This window comes from Nocardiopsis sp. NPDC007018, assembly GCF_040635075.1.
Taxonomy (GTDB): Bacteria; Actinomycetota; Actinomycetes; order Streptosporangiales; family Streptosporangiaceae; genus Nocardiopsis.
Window position 1 is genome coordinate 1 of sequence record NZ_JBEYHA010000058.1, and the last position, 18571, is coordinate 18571.

Annotated in this window: 16 protein-coding genes; 3 read left to right on the top strand and 13 right to left on the bottom strand. The window is 72.1% G+C overall.

Annotated features, from left to right (window positions below; translation table 11 throughout):
* Positions 1–242: 242 nt before the first annotated feature.
* The 13 genes from ABZ635_RS23220 to ABZ635_RS23280 all read right to left on the bottom strand — a co-directional run bounded on the left by ABZ635_RS23220 (position 243) and on the right by ABZ635_RS23280 (position 13808).
* The gene (locus ABZ635_RS23220; protein WP_357768830.1) at positions 243–1562 is read right to left on the bottom strand and encodes a YjiH family protein; all 1320 of its coding nucleotides are present in this window, start codon (positions 1560–1562) and stop codon (positions 243–245) included.
* Positions 1563–1758: 196 nt separating this feature from the next.
* Complete coding sequence (locus tag ABZ635_RS23225) at positions 1759–2505, bottom strand: phosphotransferase (RefSeq protein ID WP_357768832.1); 747 nt, start codon at positions 2503–2505, stop codon at positions 1759–1761.
* A 162-nt stretch (positions 2506–2667) separates the two neighbouring features.
* A complete protein-coding gene (locus ABZ635_RS23230; RefSeq protein WP_357768834.1) occupies positions 2668–2922 on the bottom strand; it encodes a DUF397 domain-containing protein in 255 nt (84 codons plus the stop codon).
* Between the two features lie 505 nt (positions 2923–3427).
* Entirely contained in the window at positions 3428–3940 is a 513-nt protein-coding gene (locus tag ABZ635_RS23235; protein WP_357768836.1) for a hypothetical protein, read from the bottom strand.
* A 463-nt stretch (positions 3941–4403) separates the two neighbouring features.
* On the bottom strand, positions 4404–5405 hold the full coding sequence (locus tag ABZ635_RS23240; protein WP_357768838.1) for an ABC transporter substrate-binding protein: 1002 nt from the start codon (positions 5403–5405) through the stop codon (positions 4404–4406).
* The gene (locus tag ABZ635_RS23245; protein WP_357768840.1) at positions 5402–6187 is read right to left on the bottom strand and encodes an ABC transporter ATP-binding protein; all 786 of its coding nucleotides are present in this window, start codon (positions 6185–6187) and stop codon (positions 5402–5404) included. Before ABZ635_RS23245 ends, ABZ635_RS23240 begins: the two co-directional genes overlap by 4 nt.
* Positions 6187–7311: an iron ABC transporter permease gene (locus ABZ635_RS23250; RefSeq protein WP_357768842.1), complete on the bottom strand. Its 1125-nt coding sequence runs from the start codon at positions 7309–7311 to the stop codon at positions 6187–6189. Before ABZ635_RS23250 ends, ABZ635_RS23245 begins: the two co-directional genes overlap by 1 nt.
* 333 nt (positions 7312–7644) lie before the next feature.
* The gene (locus tag ABZ635_RS23255; RefSeq protein WP_357768844.1) at positions 7645–8352 is read right to left on the bottom strand and encodes a haloacid dehalogenase type II; all 708 of its coding nucleotides are present in this window, start codon (positions 8350–8352) and stop codon (positions 7645–7647) included.
* A gap of 399 nt (positions 8353–8751) precedes the next feature.
* Complete coding sequence (locus tag ABZ635_RS23260) at positions 8752–9948, bottom strand: GDSL-type esterase/lipase family protein (RefSeq protein ID WP_357768846.1); 1197 nt, start codon at positions 9946–9948, stop codon at positions 8752–8754.
* 6 nt (positions 9949–9954) lie between these two features.
* Positions 9955–10557, bottom strand: coding sequence for a TetR/AcrR family transcriptional regulator (locus ABZ635_RS23265; protein ID WP_357768848.1), 603 nt, complete (start codon positions 10555–10557; stop codon positions 9955–9957).
* Between the two features lie 135 nt (positions 10558–10692).
* Positions 10693–11451, bottom strand: a complete 759-nt coding sequence (locus ABZ635_RS23270; RefSeq protein ID WP_357768850.1) for a class I SAM-dependent methyltransferase — start codon at positions 11449–11451, stop codon at positions 10693–10695.
* Positions 11452–11779: 328 nt separating this feature from the next.
* Entirely contained in the window at positions 11780–12778 is a 999-nt protein-coding gene (locus ABZ635_RS23275) for an ABC transporter substrate-binding protein (RefSeq protein WP_357768852.1), read from the bottom strand.
* A 262-nt stretch (positions 12779–13040) separates the two neighbouring features.
* Positions 13041–13808: a siderophore-interacting protein gene (locus ABZ635_RS23280; RefSeq protein ID WP_357768886.1), complete on the bottom strand. Its 768-nt coding sequence runs from the start codon at positions 13806–13808 to the stop codon at positions 13041–13043.
* 248 nt (positions 13809–14056) lie between these two features.
* Between ABZ635_RS23280 and ABZ635_RS23285 the strand changes: the two genes are divergently transcribed.
* From ABZ635_RS23285 to ABZ635_RS23295, 3 genes are all read left to right on the top strand, one after another.
* Positions 14057–15856 carry an ABC transporter ATP-binding protein gene (locus tag ABZ635_RS23285; RefSeq protein ID WP_357768854.1) on the top strand — a complete coding sequence of 600 codons (1800 nt, stop codon included), beginning with the start codon at positions 14057–14059 and terminating at the stop codon, positions 15854–15856.
* Positions 15853–17643 (top strand): ABC transporter ATP-binding protein, encoded by a 1791-nt coding sequence (locus tag ABZ635_RS23290; protein WP_357768855.1) that lies wholly within the window; start codon positions 15853–15855, stop codon positions 17641–17643. Before ABZ635_RS23285 ends, ABZ635_RS23290 begins: the two co-directional genes overlap by 4 nt.
* Before the next feature lie 241 nt (positions 17644–17884).
* Positions 17885–18568 (top strand): GntR family transcriptional regulator, encoded by a 684-nt coding sequence (locus tag ABZ635_RS23295; protein ID WP_357768857.1) that lies wholly within the window; start codon positions 17885–17887, stop codon positions 18566–18568.
* Positions 18569–18571: the final 3 nt, after the last annotated feature.

Sequence of the window (18571 nt, forward strand, 5' to 3'; positions counted from 1 at the left end):
TCTCCCAGAGCCCATCGGGCAACACATCGCTCACAGGACGTGATCATGCCAGGCTCAGGAGCATCTCGCAGGGCTTTTGAGATGAGCTCTAAGCCACCGACCAGGACGGGAAGTGCGAACCGGAGGACGGCCGAAGGGAAGCGCTGTGGCCCGTCCTGGCCTGGTACCTGTGGCACCGAATCCGGGCAGTTCCCACCAGAAGGCTCGAACCCCTCGCGGCCGGAGAACCCGCGGTCTCCGGGTCACAGACCGACCAGGAGGTAGGCGAGCGGTCCCGCGACGAGGATGCTCAGGACCACTCGCTGGAACCAGATCACCACGAGCTGGCCCACTGTCAACGGGATGCGGGTGGCCAGGACGCAGGGGACGAGGGCGGAGAAGAAGACGATCGAGGACACCGACACGACCCCGATCACCAGACGGAGCACCAGGTCCTCGGACCCGGCGGCCACGGTGGCGGGCAGGAACACCTCGGCGACGCCCACGGAGACCGCCTTGGCGGCCAGCATCGGGTCGGAGAGCCCCACCACCCAGGTGAAGGGCACAAAGACGTAGGCCAGGAGGTCGAAGACGGGAGTGGAGTGCGCCACGACCAGGCCGAGGGTACCCACCGACATGATCGACGGCAGGATCGCGGTGGACATCCGGACCCCGTCGACGAAGTTCACCCACACGTTGCGGGGGAGCGACGGCGCGGCGCGCAGCGCCCGCCGCGCCTCTCCCCAGGCGTGCCCGAGCCGGTTCCCGGTGACCTCCTCCTCGGGCTGCGGAGTGGAGCCGGGGAAGGGCTCGTCGGGGATGCGGCTGAGAGGGGGGACGCGCACGAGGACCGCCGTGACCGCGTAGGTGACGAAGAAGGTCAGGAAGAAGTAGGTCAGCCAGATCCCCATCAGGTCGAGGGTGTTGGCGATGACGACCATGAAGGTGACCGAGACCGTGGAGAAGCCGATCGCGATGATGGCCGCCTCCCTGCCGGTGTAGCGCCCGGACTGGTACACGCGGTCGGTGATGAGCAGCCCCAGCGAGTAGCTGCCCACGAAGGAGGCGGCGGCGTCCACCGCCGAGCGCCCGGGAACGCGCCAGACGGGTCGCATCACGCGTTGCAGCAGCACGCCGACGAACTCCATCAACCCGTATCCCACCAGCATCGCCAGGAAGACGGCGCCGACCGGCACGAGGAGGCCGACGTTGACGGCTACGGCGTTGAACAGGAAGGGCGCGCGGTCGTCGGCCATGACCAGGTCGGGGCCCACGTCCAGGACGACCAGACTGGCCACGACCAGGCCCACGACGTTCAGTAGGGAGAACACGAGGGAGACCCGGCTCCGCCGCCACGCCCCGGTGACGAAGGGGAGCACGGTCCCGGCCGCGATGATCAGCCAGATGACGTAGGGGAGCGCGGGGCCGAGTGCGGCTTGGAGGAGGGTGACCAGGTGGTCCAGGGGGATGGCGCTGCGGTCCCCGACGGTGACGGGGACGAAGAACATGACGATGCCGATACCGCTGTAGACGACCAGGCGCCATGACCCGGTCGCCCTCGCGGCGGTCGTGTTGTCGCTCACGGGGGCTCCTCCTGCTTCTCGAACGGGGGCAATCCGGGAATCGAAGCAGAAAGTGACCTGGGACACGTGGGTGCGAGGAGAGAAAGCGTCCGAGATCTCGGACATCGACGAGGGCGGGTCCGGGTGATGTCGCAGGCCGGAACGGCGTCGGAGCGAGCCCGTGGAAGGAGAGTGCGGAGGGGCGGTCCGCGCCGACTCACATACGGGCCCTGAGCACGTCGACCTCGCAGCCCGGCGCGAACGGGTCGAACCCGTTCTCGGCCAGCCAGCGGACGATCAGCAGGCTGCGCAGCGACCACCACCCCGTGATCACGTCGCGGTCGACGTCGGTGCCGTAACCGGCGAGCAGGTCGTCGAGGCGGTCCTCGTGCCCGAGGGTGAAGGTGGCGAGGTCGTACAGGGCGTCGCCGCGGCCCGCCTCGGACCAGTCGATGACGCCCGTGACCTCGTCGCCGTCGAGGAAGACGTGCGCGATCTGGAGGTCGCCGTGCGTGAACGCCGGGGTCCACGGCCGGAGCGCGGCCTCGGCGACCTCACGGTTGCGGCTGACCAGGTCGGCGGGGAGCACACCGCTGGCCACGAGAGCCGCGCACTCGTCGTCGAGTTTCCTGTTCAGGACGTCGATGCTCCGGCCCGCCTGCCCCAGCCGAGACGGCGGCGGTGCGTCGTGCAGCCGACGGATGACGGCTCCCGCCGCGGCCCATGCCGCCGCTGACCCGGACACCTCCCCGCCGAGGCTCCCCAACGTCGCCCCCGGCAGCGCGGCGATCGCGAGCGCGGGCGGCTCGTGCCACAGGACTTCCGGTGTCGGAACGGGGGCCAGGGACATCACCTCGACCTCGGCGGCCAGGCGCGCCCGGTCGGCGTCCACCTTCAGGAACACGTCACCCACACGCAGGGTCGCGCGCTCGGAGTGGGCGACGACGACTTCGATCTCATCCATAGGCGGCCAGTATCCCGGGGACGATCGTCGACGTCACCGGGTTTTCTCCAGAGGAGGTGGCAGCACTCGGACCTCCTCGGACGACGGACACCTACCCTCGGACTCCTTTGTTCCCGGTAGAGACGGCTGGCCGCCCCGGGAGCCGGGTTCCAGGAGCCGGGCTCAGGACGAGGAGACACGCAGTAGCGCGGACCACTCGGGGGAGGGGAAGGAGAGGTAGCCCAGGTCGCGATGCGTGGAGTCGCGCACGGCGAACCGCTGGGGCTCGCCCAGGAAGGGGCCCGCTTCGACACACTGCCCACCAGTGTCAGAGCTGTAGCTGCTGATGTGCCAGCCGACCTCCACGCATCGTCCGCCGCCGTCGGCGCTGTAACTGCTGGTGCGCCAGTTGGTGACAGCCGACGTGTCCCGGTTCATTACAGGTTCCTCTCCAAGGCTGCGATGAACGCAGCCGAATCCTTAGGGCTCAAACTCATCAGGTGCAGCCGATCGTATACCTCGACGTCACCGCTTTCTGCTCCCCGCGCATGCGGGGATGGACCGGGACCTGAATTGGGAATCACCGAAGTGGCGAAGGGAGTCACCACCCCTCCCCGCCAGGGGGAGCAAGCTCCGGAAGCCCAGGTCATAGCTGGACACACACTCGATCATCGTCCCGTCCGGGCCCCAGATGTACGTCACCACGTCGACGATCATGAGGGACCCGTCCGGGATCTCCTACCCTTCGCCCCCCGGCAGCCCGAGATAGCCGTTTCCGGGCCCGTCCTCGGCGCTCATCTCGGGGGCGACCCCGCGCTCCCGGAGACGGTCAAGCCTTCCGGGAGGTCGTCGCCGGACTGTCCGTCGGCATCCGAGCCGTCCGCGCCGGAGCGGGTCACGGCCACCGCGGTGACGAGCGCCGCTGCGACGATACGACGTCACATCACCTTCCCATCAAGGATTCTCTGAGGTACACGGTGACCGTGCTCTCCGGTTCCATCTCTTCCCCGGGCGGATAGAAGATCGCGACGCGGACATCGTGGCTCTCCAGTCTCGCGTTGCACACCCGCACCCCGCCCCCCTGGGCATCGAGGAAGTCCCGCGGGATTCTCAGCCTCTCCGCGTCGCCGTCCTGGATTCGTGCAACCGGGATGGGGTTGGTGTCTCCCAGCGCCTCACACACGGCTTCGGAGTCCGCGCCAGTCGTCGCGTAGTTGATCCAGTAGGTCGTGCTCCCGTTGGGGAACTCCTCGGCGCCGTGGACATCCAGCTCCGCCACGTCCTCGCGCGGGGGCATTTCGCTGAACGCTCGGTAGGCCTCCTCGGTCTGTTCGACCACCTGCCCCTCGCCGCCGTTCTCGTCGGTGCGCCCGGCGCCGAACGAGCATCCGGCGAGGAGCACCGTGATTCCCGCGCATGCCAGGAGTGACCGCATCCGACCCCTCGTCTTCGACACTGATGAGACTCCTTCTCTCGTCCCGGCGTCGGAGGCACCGAACACGCCGAACGCCCGCGCGATGCCTCGACGCGCAATCTTCTGAGGTCATCGTCTTCGATGCCGGAGGGACCGATTTCGTCGTCCCCCATCCTGATCGAGGAGAAGGCCTACGTTGTCCACCGCGCGGACCTCGCGGCACTTTCGAGGGTTCTTACCACTTCCAGGCCTGGGGCCCGACACCGACGCCGGACTACTGGGAGAGCTTGTCGCCGCGCTGCCGTCGCTGTCGTCGCGGGCCATGACCGGTCGCGACACGCGAGCCGATCCGCGCGGGGCCGGGGAAGACACCGCCCTCGCTGCCGCTCTCTCGTCACGGGCGGTGTCCGCTCCGCCCGACGTCCGGCCGAACCATGTTTCATGGATGGTTCGGCCGGACGGTTCTGGCGGGCGCGGTCGTGTCTCCGTTCCTGAGGGACAGGCCTCAGGAACTCAGCGCGCGCAGGTACTCCGCGAACCCCTCCAGACCGTCGATGACCCGGGGGCCGGAGATCCCCTCGTTGTAGTCCAGCACGAAGAAGTTCTCCTCCACCACGGCCGGGACCTCCGCCATGGCGGGGGACGACGTCAGGAAGTCGATCTTGTCCTGGGCGGGCTGGTCCCCGTAGTCCAGGATGATGATCACCTCCGGTTCGGACTCCACCACGGCCTCCCAACCCACCTGGGTCCACCGCTGTTCAAGGTCGCCGAAGACGTTCTCGCCCCCGGCGTGCGTGATGATGTCGTCCGGCGGCACCTGGTTGCCCGCCGTGAAGGGCTGGTCGGTGCCGGAGTCGTACAGGAACACCCGTACCGGTTCACCCTCGGGCGCCTGTTCCCGGACCGCCTCCACCCGCTCGCGGTACCCCGCGACCACCTCGGCGGCGCGCCCCTCGACCCCGAAGATCAGGCCCAGGCGCTCCAGGTCGGTGTAGAGCCCCTCGAACGGACGCACCCGCTCGGGAAAACCCGGGTAGTTGAAGCAGGACTCGGCGTGCATGAAGCTCTGCACCCCGATCCCGTCGAGGATCTCCGGGGTGATGCCGCGCTGGTCGCTGAAGCCCGAGTTCCAGCCCGCCACCACCAGGTCGGCCTCGGCATCCACCACCAGCTCCCGGTTGAGCAGGTCGTCGCTGAGGAACTCCACCGCCGCGTAGTCGTCGGCCCACGGCGACTCCTCGACCGGCGGGTTGGCCGGGGGCATCACGTAGCCGTGCACGTGGTCCACCAGCCCGAGCGCGAACAGTTTGTCGGCGCTGCCGCCCTCGTAGGCGACCACCCGCTCCGGCGTGGTGTACTCCACCTCCTCACCGCAGCGCGGCACGGTGACGGGCCCGGCCCCGGCTTCGGAGACCCCCTCGACCCGCGCGCCGCACCCGGCGAGCACGACGGTGAGGGCGACCAGGGGCACCAGAACGAGGGGGCGCGGGCGTGTTGTGGGGGTCATGCGTGTTCCTTCCGTGAGGGCGGGAGCCGGTACAGCAACTGGGGGCCGCCAGTGAGGGGATGGGGGACGACGGTGGCGTCCACGCCGAAGACCTCCCGGAGCAGGTGGGGGGTGAGCACCTTCTCCGGGCTGCCCGCCTCCACGAGCGCCCCCTCGGAGAGCACTCCGATGACGTCGCAGGCGGAGGCGGCCAGGTTGAGGTCGTGCAGCACCACCAGCACGGTCACACCCACGTCCCGGAGCAGGGAGAGCAGGTCGAGCTGGTGGCGCACGTCGAGATGGTTGGTGGGCTCGTCCAGCACCAGCACGCGCGGCTCCTGCACCAGGGCGCGCGCGACCAGGACCCGCTGGCGTTCACCGCCGGACAGCTCGAGCACGCCGCGCCCGGCCAGGTGGGCCACGTCCAGCAGCTCCATCGAGCTCCGGCACAACTCGCGCTCGCGTTCGCTCAGGGGCTGGTTGCCGCGCAGGTGCGGGGTGCGGCCCAGGGCCACCAGCTCCTCGACGGTGAAGTCGAGGTCGCTGCCGTTCTCCTGTGTGAGGGCGGCGACGCGCTGGGCGCTGGCGCGCGGGCTCATCGAGGTCAGGTCCTCCCCGTCCAGGAGGACCCGGCCCGCGCTGGGCCCCAGGGCCCGGTACACACAGCGCAGCGCCGTCGATTTCCCGGAGCCGTTGGGGCCGACCAGGCCCACCACCTGGCCGTCGGGTACGTCGAGGGTGAGCCGCCGCACGATCCTCGTGCCGCCCAGGTCCACCGAGAGGTCGTCGATGCGCAGGTCCATCAGCGTCCTCCGAACAGGTAGCCGCGTCGCCTCATGAGGGTGATGAACACCGGGACGCCGACCAGCGCGGTGATCACGCCGAGGGGCAGCTCGCGGGGGGCGACCGCCACCCGTGAGACCAGGTCCACCCAGACCATGAGCAGCGCGCCCGCGAGCGGGGCCACGGTGAGGACGCGGCGGTGGTCGGCGCCCACGAGGATGCGCACGACGTGCGGCACCACCAGACCGACGAACCCGATCGCGCCGCTGACCGCCACCATCGCTCCGGTCATCACGGCGGTGAGGGCGAACAGGAGCCGCCGTAGGCGGTCGGCGTCCACGCCCAGGCTGGCGGCGGTCTCGTCGCCCAGTGTGGTGACGTCCAGGGAGCGGGCCAGTGACCGCAGCAGGAGCGCTCCGAGGATCACGGCGGCCGCGACCACGGGCAGGGACCCCCAGGTGGCGGCTCCGAAACTGCCCATGGTCCAGAAGAGCACGGTGCTGGTGGCCTCGTTGCTGGGGGCGAGGTAGACGATCACGCTCATGATCGCCTGGAATCCGAAGGACAGCGCCACCCCGGTCAGGACCAGGCGCAGCGGGGTGACCCCCATGCGCGAGTAGGAGACGGCGTAGACGAGGAGGGTGGCGGCCAGGGCGCCGGCGAAGGCCCCGGCCGAGACCGCGTGCACGCCCAGGGCCGCGGCTCCGCCCAGCACGCTGACCAGGACCGCGCCGACGGAGGCCCCGGAGGAGACACCGAGGATGTAGGGGTCGGCGAGGGGGTTGCGCACCATGGCCTGGACGGCCACGCCGACCGCGCCGAGCCCCGCGCCCACGACGGCGGCGAGGAGCACGCGCGGAGTGCGGATCTCCCAGATGACCTGGTAGCGGGTGACCTCGTCGGCCTGGATGGCCCCTCCGGTCAGGGCGGCCCACAGGTAGCGGACGGTCTCCTGAGGGGGGACCACGGCCGAGCCGAGGCCGATCGCGACGACCACGGACGCGGTCAGTGTCAGGGTCAGGACGAGGGACGCGGTGGCGGTGCCCGCGGGGGTGGTCAGCCAGCGGCGTCGGACGGCGGGCGGGGGTTGCTCCGGAACTCCCGGGGGAGCGGGGGGAGTGGTGCGAGCGGGGGCGTGCCGCATCCGGCCTCCCTTCCTGTGGGGGATGAGAAACGAGTGGATATGAAAACGGTTTTCATTCTAAGCACATACTTGGCCGCTCGCGTCCACTTTCGGAAGAACGGGGCCCGGGCGGGGCCAGTACGGGCCGGTGGCGACCGCGGCGAGGGCCCGGAAGAGGCAGGGTTGGAGAGGAGGTGGGCGGCGCCGGGGCTGGGGAGGACGGACAGGGCGGGGCAGGGGGTCAGGTACGGCGGGCCCGGACACACGAAAGCGCCCGCTGGCGGCACCGTGTCTCCCGAAGGCCATGAACCGGGAGAAGACGGGCCGCCAACGGGCGCGGAGCCCCGATGCGGGTCAGAGGGCGTTGAGCTGGATCGCCAACGCGTCGAGGCTGGGAGCGGTCAGGTCGAAGGCGTCCGTCGCGCGCGGCGGGTCACCGACGGGCCGCTCGACGTAGGCGGTCCGCATGCCGAGCTCCTGGGCGCCGCGCAGGTCCCAGGCGTGCGCGGCCACCATGAGCAGCCGCTCGGGCGCGGTGTCCGCGTTGGCGATGGCGAGCCGGTAGACGTCCGGGTGCGGCTTGTAGGAGCGCGCGTCCTCCGCCGAGAGCACCTGGTGCCAGCGCAGACCGGCATGGGAGCTGATGCGGGTCAGTGCCGCTCCGCTCGCGTTGGACAGACCCACCACCGGGTAGCGCGAGGCCAGGCGGTCCAGGGCCCGCGCCGAGTCGTGCCAGGGCGCCAGGCGCTGCGCGGCGGCGGCCAGGTCGCGGATCGCCCCCTCGTCGTCGACCCCCGCCTCGACCGCCACCCTGCCGGCCGCCTCCAGGTCGATCACGGCACTGTTCGCATAGGGCGCCTCCCCAGCGAGGATCGCGCGCTGGCGCTCCTCCACGTGCCCGGACCACACACCGAGGAGTCGCCGCGCCTCCGTGTCGTCGGCGTCGGGGAGCAGAGCGCGGATACCCCGTTCGATCCCACCGGGTTCGTCGACCATCGTGCCGAGGACGTCGAAGACGACCACGTCGATGTCGAGGGCGGGTACTGCGGGAGTTGAGGTCACGGGAGGGCTCCTCGGTGGCTGTGTCCGCGCCGCCCGGTCGCGCGGGCTCGGTGTCGGATGGGGCCACGGACGGGGGCGGCGGCGCGCTGCCGCCGGACCGCACCGGGCCCAGTGAGCATAGCCCGCCGGGTACGTCAGGGTTCGGTGCGCCCGGGCGGTTCCTGCCCGCGTGTGTCGGACGGCCAGGACAGGGCTGGGCGGCGGTGCGCGCGTGTCGGCCGACGCGACGCCGTCGCTGGTCCGACGGTGTCGGGCACCGGGCCCTCGGCCGACCGGTGGGCCGACCTGAGCCGGGTCGTTTCGGGCTGGCACGGCCCGGGCACGACGGCGCCGACCGGTGACGAAGGCTCCACCTTGGAGGCGACCGCGCCGTCCGGTGACCCGGGCCTCACCTCGGGCTCAGCCGGTGCCGGTGCCGGAGACCGGGGCGAAGGCGCCGCCGGGCCCGAAGACCAGCTCCGCGAAGCGTGTCCCGATCCGCCGGTGGGCGGCCGTGTCGGGGTGCAGGCGGTCGGGCAGCGGCAGCTCCTCGTGGTCCTTCTCTCCGTAGAGGTCGCGCCCGTCCAGGTAGGACAGGTACGGGTCCTCGGCGGCACGCTCCCGCACGATCCGGGAGAGCGTCTCACGGACCGAGGTGAGCGTGAGCTTCCCGGCGGAGGCCTCCGCGGCGGAGCCCGTGGCTTGGAACACCTTGCGCCCCGTGCGCAACGCCTCGGGGTCGAACGCGGTGGGGCCGGGGGTGTGTTCGTGGATGGGGCACAGGGTCGGCGAGACGACCAGCAACGGGACGTCGGGGTGGCCCTCGCGGATGGTGTCCAGGAAGCCGTGGACCGCCGGGCCCAGGGCCCGCGCGCGCATCAGATCGGCGTTGACCAGGTTGATGCCGATCTTCACGCTGATCAGGTCGGCCCGGGTGTCCCGCATCGCGCGGGCGGTGAACGGGTCCAGTAGCGCGTTGCCGCTCAACCCCAGGTTGACCAGGTCCACGGGCTCGTGGGCGGCGGCCACGGCGGGCCAGGTCGAGGTGGGTCCGCCAGCGTCCGAACCGTGGCTGACGGAGCTTCCGTGGTGCAGCCACACCCGGCGGCCCCGGTCCGGGACCGGGGCCACCGGTGCGTCGGTGCGCAGGGCCACCAGCTGGGTGGCCTCGTCGTGGGGAAGCCAGATCTCCACGTCCTTGACCCGGTCGGGCAGGCCCGTGAAGCGGGCGGTGCCGACCGGCCCCGCCCTGTGTTCGAGGGAACCGGTGGCCATGTCGAGGGTCAGGGTGTCGCCGTCGGGCACGGTGGTGCTCGCGGTGAGGAGGCCGTCCACGAGCAGTTCGTACACCCCGTCCGGTCGGGCGGAGATCCCGGGGTAGACCCGCTTGGTCGGCAGGACGTCGAGCTCGACCGCGGTCGCGCGGGTGCGCAGAAGCATCCGTACGCCCGAGGGCTGGACCTCGGCCAGGCCCAGCAGGGGGTCGGGGTTCTGGGCACGGGCCCGGGCGGGCAGCCGGTGCGGGATCAGGCCCCGTTCGGTGCGTTCCCACTCCAGGGCGCCGAGCAGGAGGTCCGTGGTGACGGGGGTGGTGATCCAGTGGTTCTCGGTGCGCATGGGGTCCTACTCGTGGGAGGTCGGCTCGTGGGAGGTCGGGACGGCGTCGGGCCAGTTCCGCAACAGGTGGTCGAGCACGTCCAGCGTCCGCGTCCAGGACTGCTGGGAGTCGGGGGCGCTGTGGTCGAAGCCCCCGCCCAGTTCCAGGGAGACGTAGCCGTGCAGGACGCTCCCCAACAGGCGGACGGCGTGGGTCTGCTCGGGTTCCTCGATGTCGTAGCCGCGCAGCAGCGCGCGTGTCATCCGGGCGTGCCGGACCCCGGCGCTGTGCGCCGCCGTCTCGGTGTCGAGCGGGCGCTGGGTGGCGGCGTAGCGGCCCGGATGGGCGCGGGCGTAGTCGCGGTGCGCGTCGGCGAGGGCCACCAGGGCGTCCCTGCCGGAGCGGCCCGCGAGGGCGTCGGCGGAGCGGCCGGCCAGCTCTTCCAACGCCAGCAGCGTGATGCGCGTGCGCAGGTCGCGGGAGTTGCGCACGTGCGAGTACAGGCTCGCGACCCGCACGCCGCAGCGCCGGGCCAGTGCGGACAGGGTCGCCTGGTCCAGGCCGACCTCGTCGGCCAGGTCGGCGCCCTCCCGGGTGAGGCGTTCGGGTGTCAGGCCAGCGCGTGCCAAGGGTTCCTCCTCTGTGCCGAAAGCGATCCTACGTTTGCCTAAAGGTTGTAGGCAAATCCCGGAGGAGTGAGGAAACAGCGGGGCCGGGGCGGGAAATCCCGCCCCGGCCCGAACCGCCGGTCAGTGAACCGCCGGTCAGCACGTCGTCAGCGCCTCATGAGCGCGAAGACCCCCCCAGCCGAGGAACTCGCGCGAGTAACGCGTGTACCGGACCGGCTCGGTGTCCAGTTCGGCGCGCACCTCGGCCACCATCTCGTCGTCGGGATTGCGGTCCAGCCATCGGCGCATGGCCAGCCACTGCGCCGCGCTGTACCGGTCCCAGCTGTCCTGGTCGGCCAGCACCATCTCCACCACGTCGTACCCCAGCTCGCCGAACCGCCCCACCAGCCCGTGCAGGGGCAGGAAGTCCGCCAACGAGGTGGCGTGGCAGGCCTTCGCCGTCTCCTCGTCCGGGGGCGTGCGGCGCCAGTAGGGTTCGCCGACCAGCATCAGGCCGCCGGGTCGCAGGCTCCGTTCGAGCAACTCGACCGTCCCGGGCACTCCGCCGCCGATCCACGTGGCGCCCACGCACGCGGCGAGGTCCACCGGCTCCTGCGCGACGTGACCGGCCGCGTCACCGTGGACGAAATCCACCCGGTCGGCCACACCGAGCTCCTCGGCCCGCGCACGGGCCTGCTCGGTGAAGAGCGTGCTGATGTCGACGCCCGTCCCCGTGAAACCGAGGTCGCGCGCCCAGGTGCACAGCATCTCGCCCGACCCGCTGGCCAGGTCGAGCACCCTCGTCCCGGGCGGCAGGCGCAGCGCCTCACCCAGGACGGCGAATTTCTCGGGGGTCAACGGGTTGTGGATGCGGTGGCCGCTCTCCCTGATGGTGAAGATGCGGGGCAGGTCCATGGTCGGTTCCTTTCCGCCGGTCGCTGCGGCGGCTGGGGTGTGGTGTTCCGGTCGGGGCGCTCGATGCCGGGCGGGCGCGGCGCGCCCACCGACCTCGGAGCGGAGGCGGTGGGAGGAGCGCGGTGCCGTCGGTGAGCGGTCACCCCGCCAGTCTGACCGTTTCGGGGTCGGGCGCCGGTCAACCCTGGGCCACCCCCGGGATCGATCCTGGCCACCCCGGGATCAACCTGCCCTCATGAGACGGGCTCGTATCCGGCACCGTACCGACCGGACGCGACGGAACCGCCGCATCGCCACGCGGCTCTGTGGCGCTCCGACCCGGGACCCCTCAGTCCTCCAGGGTCTGATGGATCAGGGGGACGATCTCGTCCAGGGCGTGGTGGACGCCCAGGGTCGAACCGCTGGAGAACGCGTTGACCAGCTCCGGGTCGTCGAGGACGAGCAGGCGTCCGGCCTCGGCGGAGGGGATGCCCTGGAGGACGGGGTCACCGTCCAGGAACTCGGCGGCCTCGTCGCCGATGGGGAAGACGATGGTGAGGTCGGCGTCCAGTTCCTCCACGAGCTCGGAGCTCAGGTCGGTGTAGAAGGCGCCCTCGGCCCGCTCGACCAGCTCCGGCTTGTACTCGAAGCCCAGCTCGGCCAGGAGGTCGGCCCGGGTGTCGCCGGGCACGTAGGCCCCGTACTGGCCGTCGAAGTAGGCGCCCACGGCGATGGTGAGGTCGCCGAACTCGGGGTGGTCGGCGCGCAGCTCCTCGAAACGGCCCTCCAGCTCGGTGACGAGCTCCTCGCCGCGCTCCTCCTCGCCCAGGACCTGGGCGACCTGGCGGGTCTGCTGCTGCCAGGTGGTGCCGTAGGTGACCTCCACGCCCGGCGGCGGGCCCACCACGGGGGCGACCGGGGAGAGCAGGTCGTGGCGCTCCTGGGAGTTGTCGGAGCGCGTGTCCAGGATGACGTCGGGGGCCAGGGTGGCGATCGCCTCGATGTTGGGCTCCATGGTGCCGAGCTGTTCGGGCTCGGATTCGAGCAGTTCGGCCGCCCAGGGCCCCACGCCGGTGCCGCCGTACCCCTGCCAGTCGGCCACGCCGACGGGCTGGACGCCCAGGGCGAGGGCGGTCTCGGCGTCGGACCAGCCGAGCGCGACCACGTTCTGGGGGAGGTCCTCGATCTCCACGTCGCCGAAGAGCGTCTCGACGGTGACCGGATAGCCCTCGGAAGCCTGGCCCGTCGGCTCCGAGGAGGAGCCCGCGCCGCCGCAGGCGGCGAGCAGGACGGTGGACAGGGCGCCGGCGGCGACCAGACCGCGTCGGGTGGACGGACCGGGGTTCATGGGACCTCGCTGATGAAAGTGAGCTTAGCCTTGCCTAAGCCGGATGTGCCCAGGTTAGCGTGGATCGTGCGCGGTGTGACCCTCGGGGGAGGAGTGGTGTGGGCCACCGTGGGGGTTCCGGGGCGTCCCACGGAAAGGGGCGACTCCCGCCGGAGGAGGCACCGGGGAGGGGAGACCCGACTCCGGTGCGCGGCGCGAACGGAGGCCACCCGACGGGCCTGTGAGGGCGTTCGCACCTCGGCGCGTGCGGACGGATCGTCCCTCAGTCGACCCCGGCAACGCCCGCGCGCCAGTAGCCCACGAACGTGATGTCGTCCTTGGACACCGACCGCTCCCGCACCAGGGCCCGGCGCAACCCGGTGGGCAGCGCGTTCTCCCCCGCGACCCAGCAGTACGGGCGTCCCTCGGGCAGTTCGGCGGCGCGGACCGTCTCCAGTGCCAGGCGGCCGGGGGTGGCGTGGGCGTCCTCACGCGGCAGCCAGTGCACCTGTACCCCGGGAGGGGCGTTCAGCGGGCGCACGTCCCGGGGGGAGGGCACCTCCAGGAACACCTGGGCGCGCAGGTCGCGCGGGGCCTGCTCCACGATCGACAGCAGGGCGGGAACGGCGCTCTCGTCGCCGACGAGCAGGTGCCAGTCGGCGTCGGCCGGGGGAAGGTAGTAGACGCCCTCGGGGAACAGGCCGACCTCGTCGCCCTCGCTGGCCGAGAGGGCCCAGGTCGAGGCGGGTCCGCCGTCGCCGTGCGCCACGAACTCGATGTCCAGCTCCAGGGCCTCGGAGTCGAACCGGCGCATCGTGTAGTTGCGGACGTAGGGGCGCACGTCGTCGCCCATCTCGCGGTACCGCGGATACCAGCCGTCGTCGTCGGCGTCGGGCAGGACCAGCCGCTCCTGCCCCGGTCGGCGGAGGAAGACCCGTACGCACTGGTCGTTGCCGAGGAACTCGAACCGTGACAACTCCGGGCCGCTGACGGTCACGGTGACGAAGTGGTCGGTGGTCCGCTCGGTGCGTACGACCCGGGAACGGATCATCTGGCGGTGGCGCGGGGGCTGGATACGCAAGCGGGTGACCCTTCGCGGAGGAGTGTCGACGGGATGTGAGGTTAGGCTAACCAATATCATGGTGTCTCGGCAATGGCCGTACCGGTGCCAACCGGGACAACCCGTGGTCGGAGGCCGTGACACCGCTGGCTACCCTGGGTCGGTCGGGACGACCCCACGGTCCGAATCCCCCTCCCCGCCCCTGCGCCACACCACTCCCACCCGAACGGAGTCACCCCGTGACCGCGGCCACCGCCGACGCCCACCAGGCCGCCGCCGAGCCCGTCCCCGGCACCGCCAAGGCCCTGCGCACCCGAACCCTGCGCCGCCAACGGGGCCGGGTCGCCCTCGGCGCCCTCCTGCTCTCGCTCCACCAGACCTGCGAGGTCCTGGTCCCGGTGGCGATCGGGCTCACCATCGACCTCGCCGTCACCACCGGCGACACCACCGCGCTGCTGTGGTGCGTGGCGGGCCTGGCCCTGCTCTTCACCTGCCTGGCCTCCGCCTACCGCTTCGGCGCCCGCTTCGCCCTGAGCGCCACCGAACGCGAAGCCCACCAGCTGCGCCTGGAGTCCGCCCGCCGGGTCCTGCACCCGCGCGGCGAACTCAGCGGCCTGCGCTCAGGTGAGATCCTCGCGGTCGCCACCTCCGACGCCGAACAGGTCGCCACCTACGTGCGCGCCTGGGCCATGGGGATCGCGCAGGTCACCGCGATCGTCGTCACCACCGCCACCCTGCTCGCCATCAACGTCCCCCTCGGGCTCGGGGTCCTCCTCGGCGTGCCGCTGATGCTCCTACTGCTCAGGATTCCCGCCGCCCGGATCACCCGCCGCACCGAGGCCAAACAGGCCACCGCCGCCCGCGCCACCGCGATGGCCACCGACCTGGTCGGCGGGCTGCGCGTGCTCATGGGCATCGGCGCCCGGCACAACGCCTCCCTGCGCTACCAGCGGGCCAGCGAGCGCGCCCTCACCGCCTCCGTGGGCGCCGCCGCCACCAACGGCCTCTACACGGGACTGGTCACCGCCGCCGGAGCGGTCTTCCTCGGCGTCGTCGCCGGTGCCGCCGGGTGGATGGCGCTCCGCGGGCACCTGACCATCGGCGAACTCGTCATCGTGGTCGGCCTCGCCCAGTTCCTCACCGAACCGGTCCGGGCACTGGGCCTGGTCGGCCAGCTGTTCGCCATCGCCCGAGCCTCCGCCCAGCGCCTGACCCGACTCCTCAACGCCCCGGACGCCGTCCACCCCGGTGACCGGCTCCTCCCCGACGCTCTCCCCGAGGTCCCGCCCGCCGTGGAACTGCGCGGCGTCTCCCACGGCACACTCGACGGTGTCGACCTGACCCTGGCCCAGGGAGAGTTCGTCGGCATCCTCACCACCGACCCCCGTGACGCCGAGGCCCTGGTCGACCTCCTCGCCGGACGAGCCGAAGGAGCCGGAGGCACCGCGCTCGTCGGCGGCCGACCCGTCCCCGAACTCGACCTCACCTCCCTGCGGCGCGCCGTGCTCGTGGAAGAGCACGACAGCGTCCTGTTCGAGGGCACCCTGCGCACCAACCTCGTGGTCAGCCGGACCGCGCGCGGCGGACACACCGCTCCCTCCACCGAAGCCGCGGCGAACACCGACGACGATCGGTTCCTGCGCGAAGCCCTGGCCGCGGCAGCCGCCGAGGACCTGGTCAGCGGCCATCCCGACGGGCTCGACCGGCCCGTCGCCGACCGAGCCGCCAACCTCTCCGGCGGTCAGCGCCAGCGGGTCGCCCTCGCTCGCGCGCTGGTCGCCGACCCTCCCGTGCTGGTGCTGCACGACCCCACCACGGCAGTCGACGCCGTCACCGAGGCGGCCATCGCCCAGGGCACCGCCGCACTGCGCGCCGCCCGAGCCCCCGGCGGAGCCACCCTGGTCATCGCCAGCAGCCCCGCACTGCTGGCGCGCGCCGACCGGGTGGTGGTCCTGCGCGAGGGCCGCGTGCACGCCGAGGGCACCCACGCACGACTGGCCGAAGACGACCCCCACTACCGTGAGGCGGTGCTGCGTTGAGCACGGAACCCACCACCGAACCCGGGGCGCCCGCCACGGCCGCGACCCCGGAACTCCTGCCCACCGCCGACGCACGGCGTACCTGGGCCGTCCTCGGTGACGGGCTGCGGGCCATCCCGTGGACGACCGCGCTGGCTCTGGCCACCGTGCTCCTCGGCAGCGCCGCCGGACTCGTCGCGCCGTGGGTGCTCGGCTCCATGGTCGACGACATCTCCCAGGGCGCCGGACCGGAGGCGATCCTCCGGTCAGCCGCCCTCATCGCCGGGGCCGCCGTGGTCGGCGGCGTCTTCGTGGGACTCGGCGCCTGGCAGGTCAGCCGGGTCGGTGAGACGGTCCTGGCCCGCCTGCGCGAACGCGTGATGGAACGCGTCCTGCACATGCCCGCGGCGCGCCTGGAGAAGGTACGGATCGGCGACCTGCTCTCCCGGGTCGGCGACGACGTGGCGGTGGTCACCAACGCCATCGCGCGCAACGGCCCCGAGGTCGTCACCGCCCTGGCCATGGTGGTGCTCACCACCGCCGGAATGGCCGCCCTCGACTGGCGTCTGGGCCTGGCCGGGCTCGCCGCCCTGCCCTTCTACGTGTGGGCGGTGCGTTGGTACATGCCGCGCTCGGGCCCGTACTACGCGCGTGAGCGGATCGCCATGGGAGAGCGTTCGCACGCGCTCATGGGTGCCCTGCGCGGCCGGGGCACCGTCCGCGCCTACCGTCTGGAGGAGGAGCACGAGCGGGTCATCGCGGACCGGTCCCGCACCGCCATGCGGCTCACCATCGACGTGTTCTACCTCTTCACCAGGCTCGGCGCGCGGATGAACGGCTCCGAGTTCGTGGGGCTGGGCGCCGTCCTGGTCGTGGGCTTCTTCCTGGTGCGCGGTGAACTCGCCACGGTGGGCATGGTCACCGCCGCCGCCCTGTTCTTCCACCGGCTGTTCGGGCCGATCGGGTTCCTGGTGATGAACTTCAACGACGTCCAGCAGGCCGGGGCGAGCCTGGCCCGTCTGGCGGGGGTCATCGACCTGCCGGTCGCCGACGACCCGCGAGCGGAGGAGGGCCCCGCCGGTTCCTCCCTGCGGGTGGAGGCGGTCAGCCACTCCTACGCCCCCGGGGCCCCGCGCGCCCTGGACCGCGTCTCGCTCAGGGTGGCCCCCGGGGAGCGGGTGGCGCTGGTCGGTGCCAGCGGAGCGGGCAAGACCACCCTGGCCGCGGTGGTCAGCGGTCTGCGGGCGCCGACGTCCGGGACGGTGTCCCTGGGCGGGATTCCCCTCGACGACCTCGGTGAGGCGCGTGTGCGCGAGCACGTGTTCCTGGTCAGCCAGGAGACCCACGTGTTCGCCGGGACGCTGGTGGAGGACCTGCGCCTGGCGCGTGCCGACGCCACCCCCGAGCAGGTGCGGGACGCTCTGGAGACCGTGGGCGCTCTCGACTGGGCGCTCGCCCTGCCCGAGGGCCTGGAGACGGTCGTGGGGGAGGGCGGTCACGCGCTCACCGCCGAACAGGCCCAGCACCTGGCCCTGGCCCGGCTCGTCCTGGCCGACCCCGACCTGGCGGTGCTCGACGAGGCCACCGCCGAGGCGGGCAGCTCCGGGGCGCGCCGTCTGGAGGACGCCGCGGTCGCCGCCACCAAGGGCCGGACCACCCTGGTGGTCGCGCACCGCCTCACCCAGGCGCAGACGGCCGACCGGGTCGTGGTCATGGAGCAGGGGCGGATCGTGGAGGAGGGCACCCACGACCAGCTGGTCGCCGACGGCGGCCGCTACGCGCGGCTGTGGCACAGCTGGCGGGGCTGACCCGCCCGCACACGGAGGAGGGGGTGCCCGCACCGGCGGGCACCCCCTTCCCCTGTGTTCGGGGCCGGTTCTCGTCAACGCCGGATGCTCCGCGTTGACGCGCACCGTGCCCCGCCCCGCCCTCCCCGCCGTCGTGGGGCGCCTGTCGGGCGGGTGACCCTGGTCCCAGATCAGGGGCCGCCCTGGGACCCGCTCTGGCATACGACTAGTATCTATGTTGTATCCAAGAAGAGGAGGCCCAGTGAGTGCCAGTGGTGGCGACGGGGGAGAACCGGTGGCCGGGGTGGCCGCCGAGCCGGAGTCGGCGGCGGGGCGGGCCTACGCCGTCGTCCGCGACCGCATCCTCGAAGGTGAGTTCGAGGACGGCAGCATGCTCAGTGAGGGTCGGATCGCCGCCGAACTCGGCATGAGCCGCACCCCCGTCCGCGAGGCCTTCCTCCAGCTCCAGGCGGAGGGGTGGATGCGCCTGTACCCCAAACGCGGTGCCATGGTGCGGCCCGTGCCCCCGCACGAGTTCCGCGAGGTCCTCCAGGCGCGCCAGCTCATCGAGACCGAGGCGGTCCGCACCGTGTGCGCCTCCCCGGGCGGTTCCGAGCGGCTGGTGCGGCGCCTGCGCGAGGTCATCGAACGGCAGCGGCGCGTCTGGGAGGACGACGACCTGGCCGCCTTCACCCGCGCCGACGTGGAGTTCCACCGCGAGGTGGTCGCCGCCGGGGGCAACTCGATCCTCCAGGGCTTCCACCAGCTCCTCCAGGACCGGCACCGGCGCATGACCACCCAGTCGATCAGCCACGACACCACGCGCGCCGACCTGGCCATCGCCCAGCACACGGGTCTGGCCCGGCTCATCGAGGAGGGCGACCACGAGGGCTACGCCCGGGCCACCGCCGAACACCTGAACGACATCCACGGCTCCACCCTCTGACAC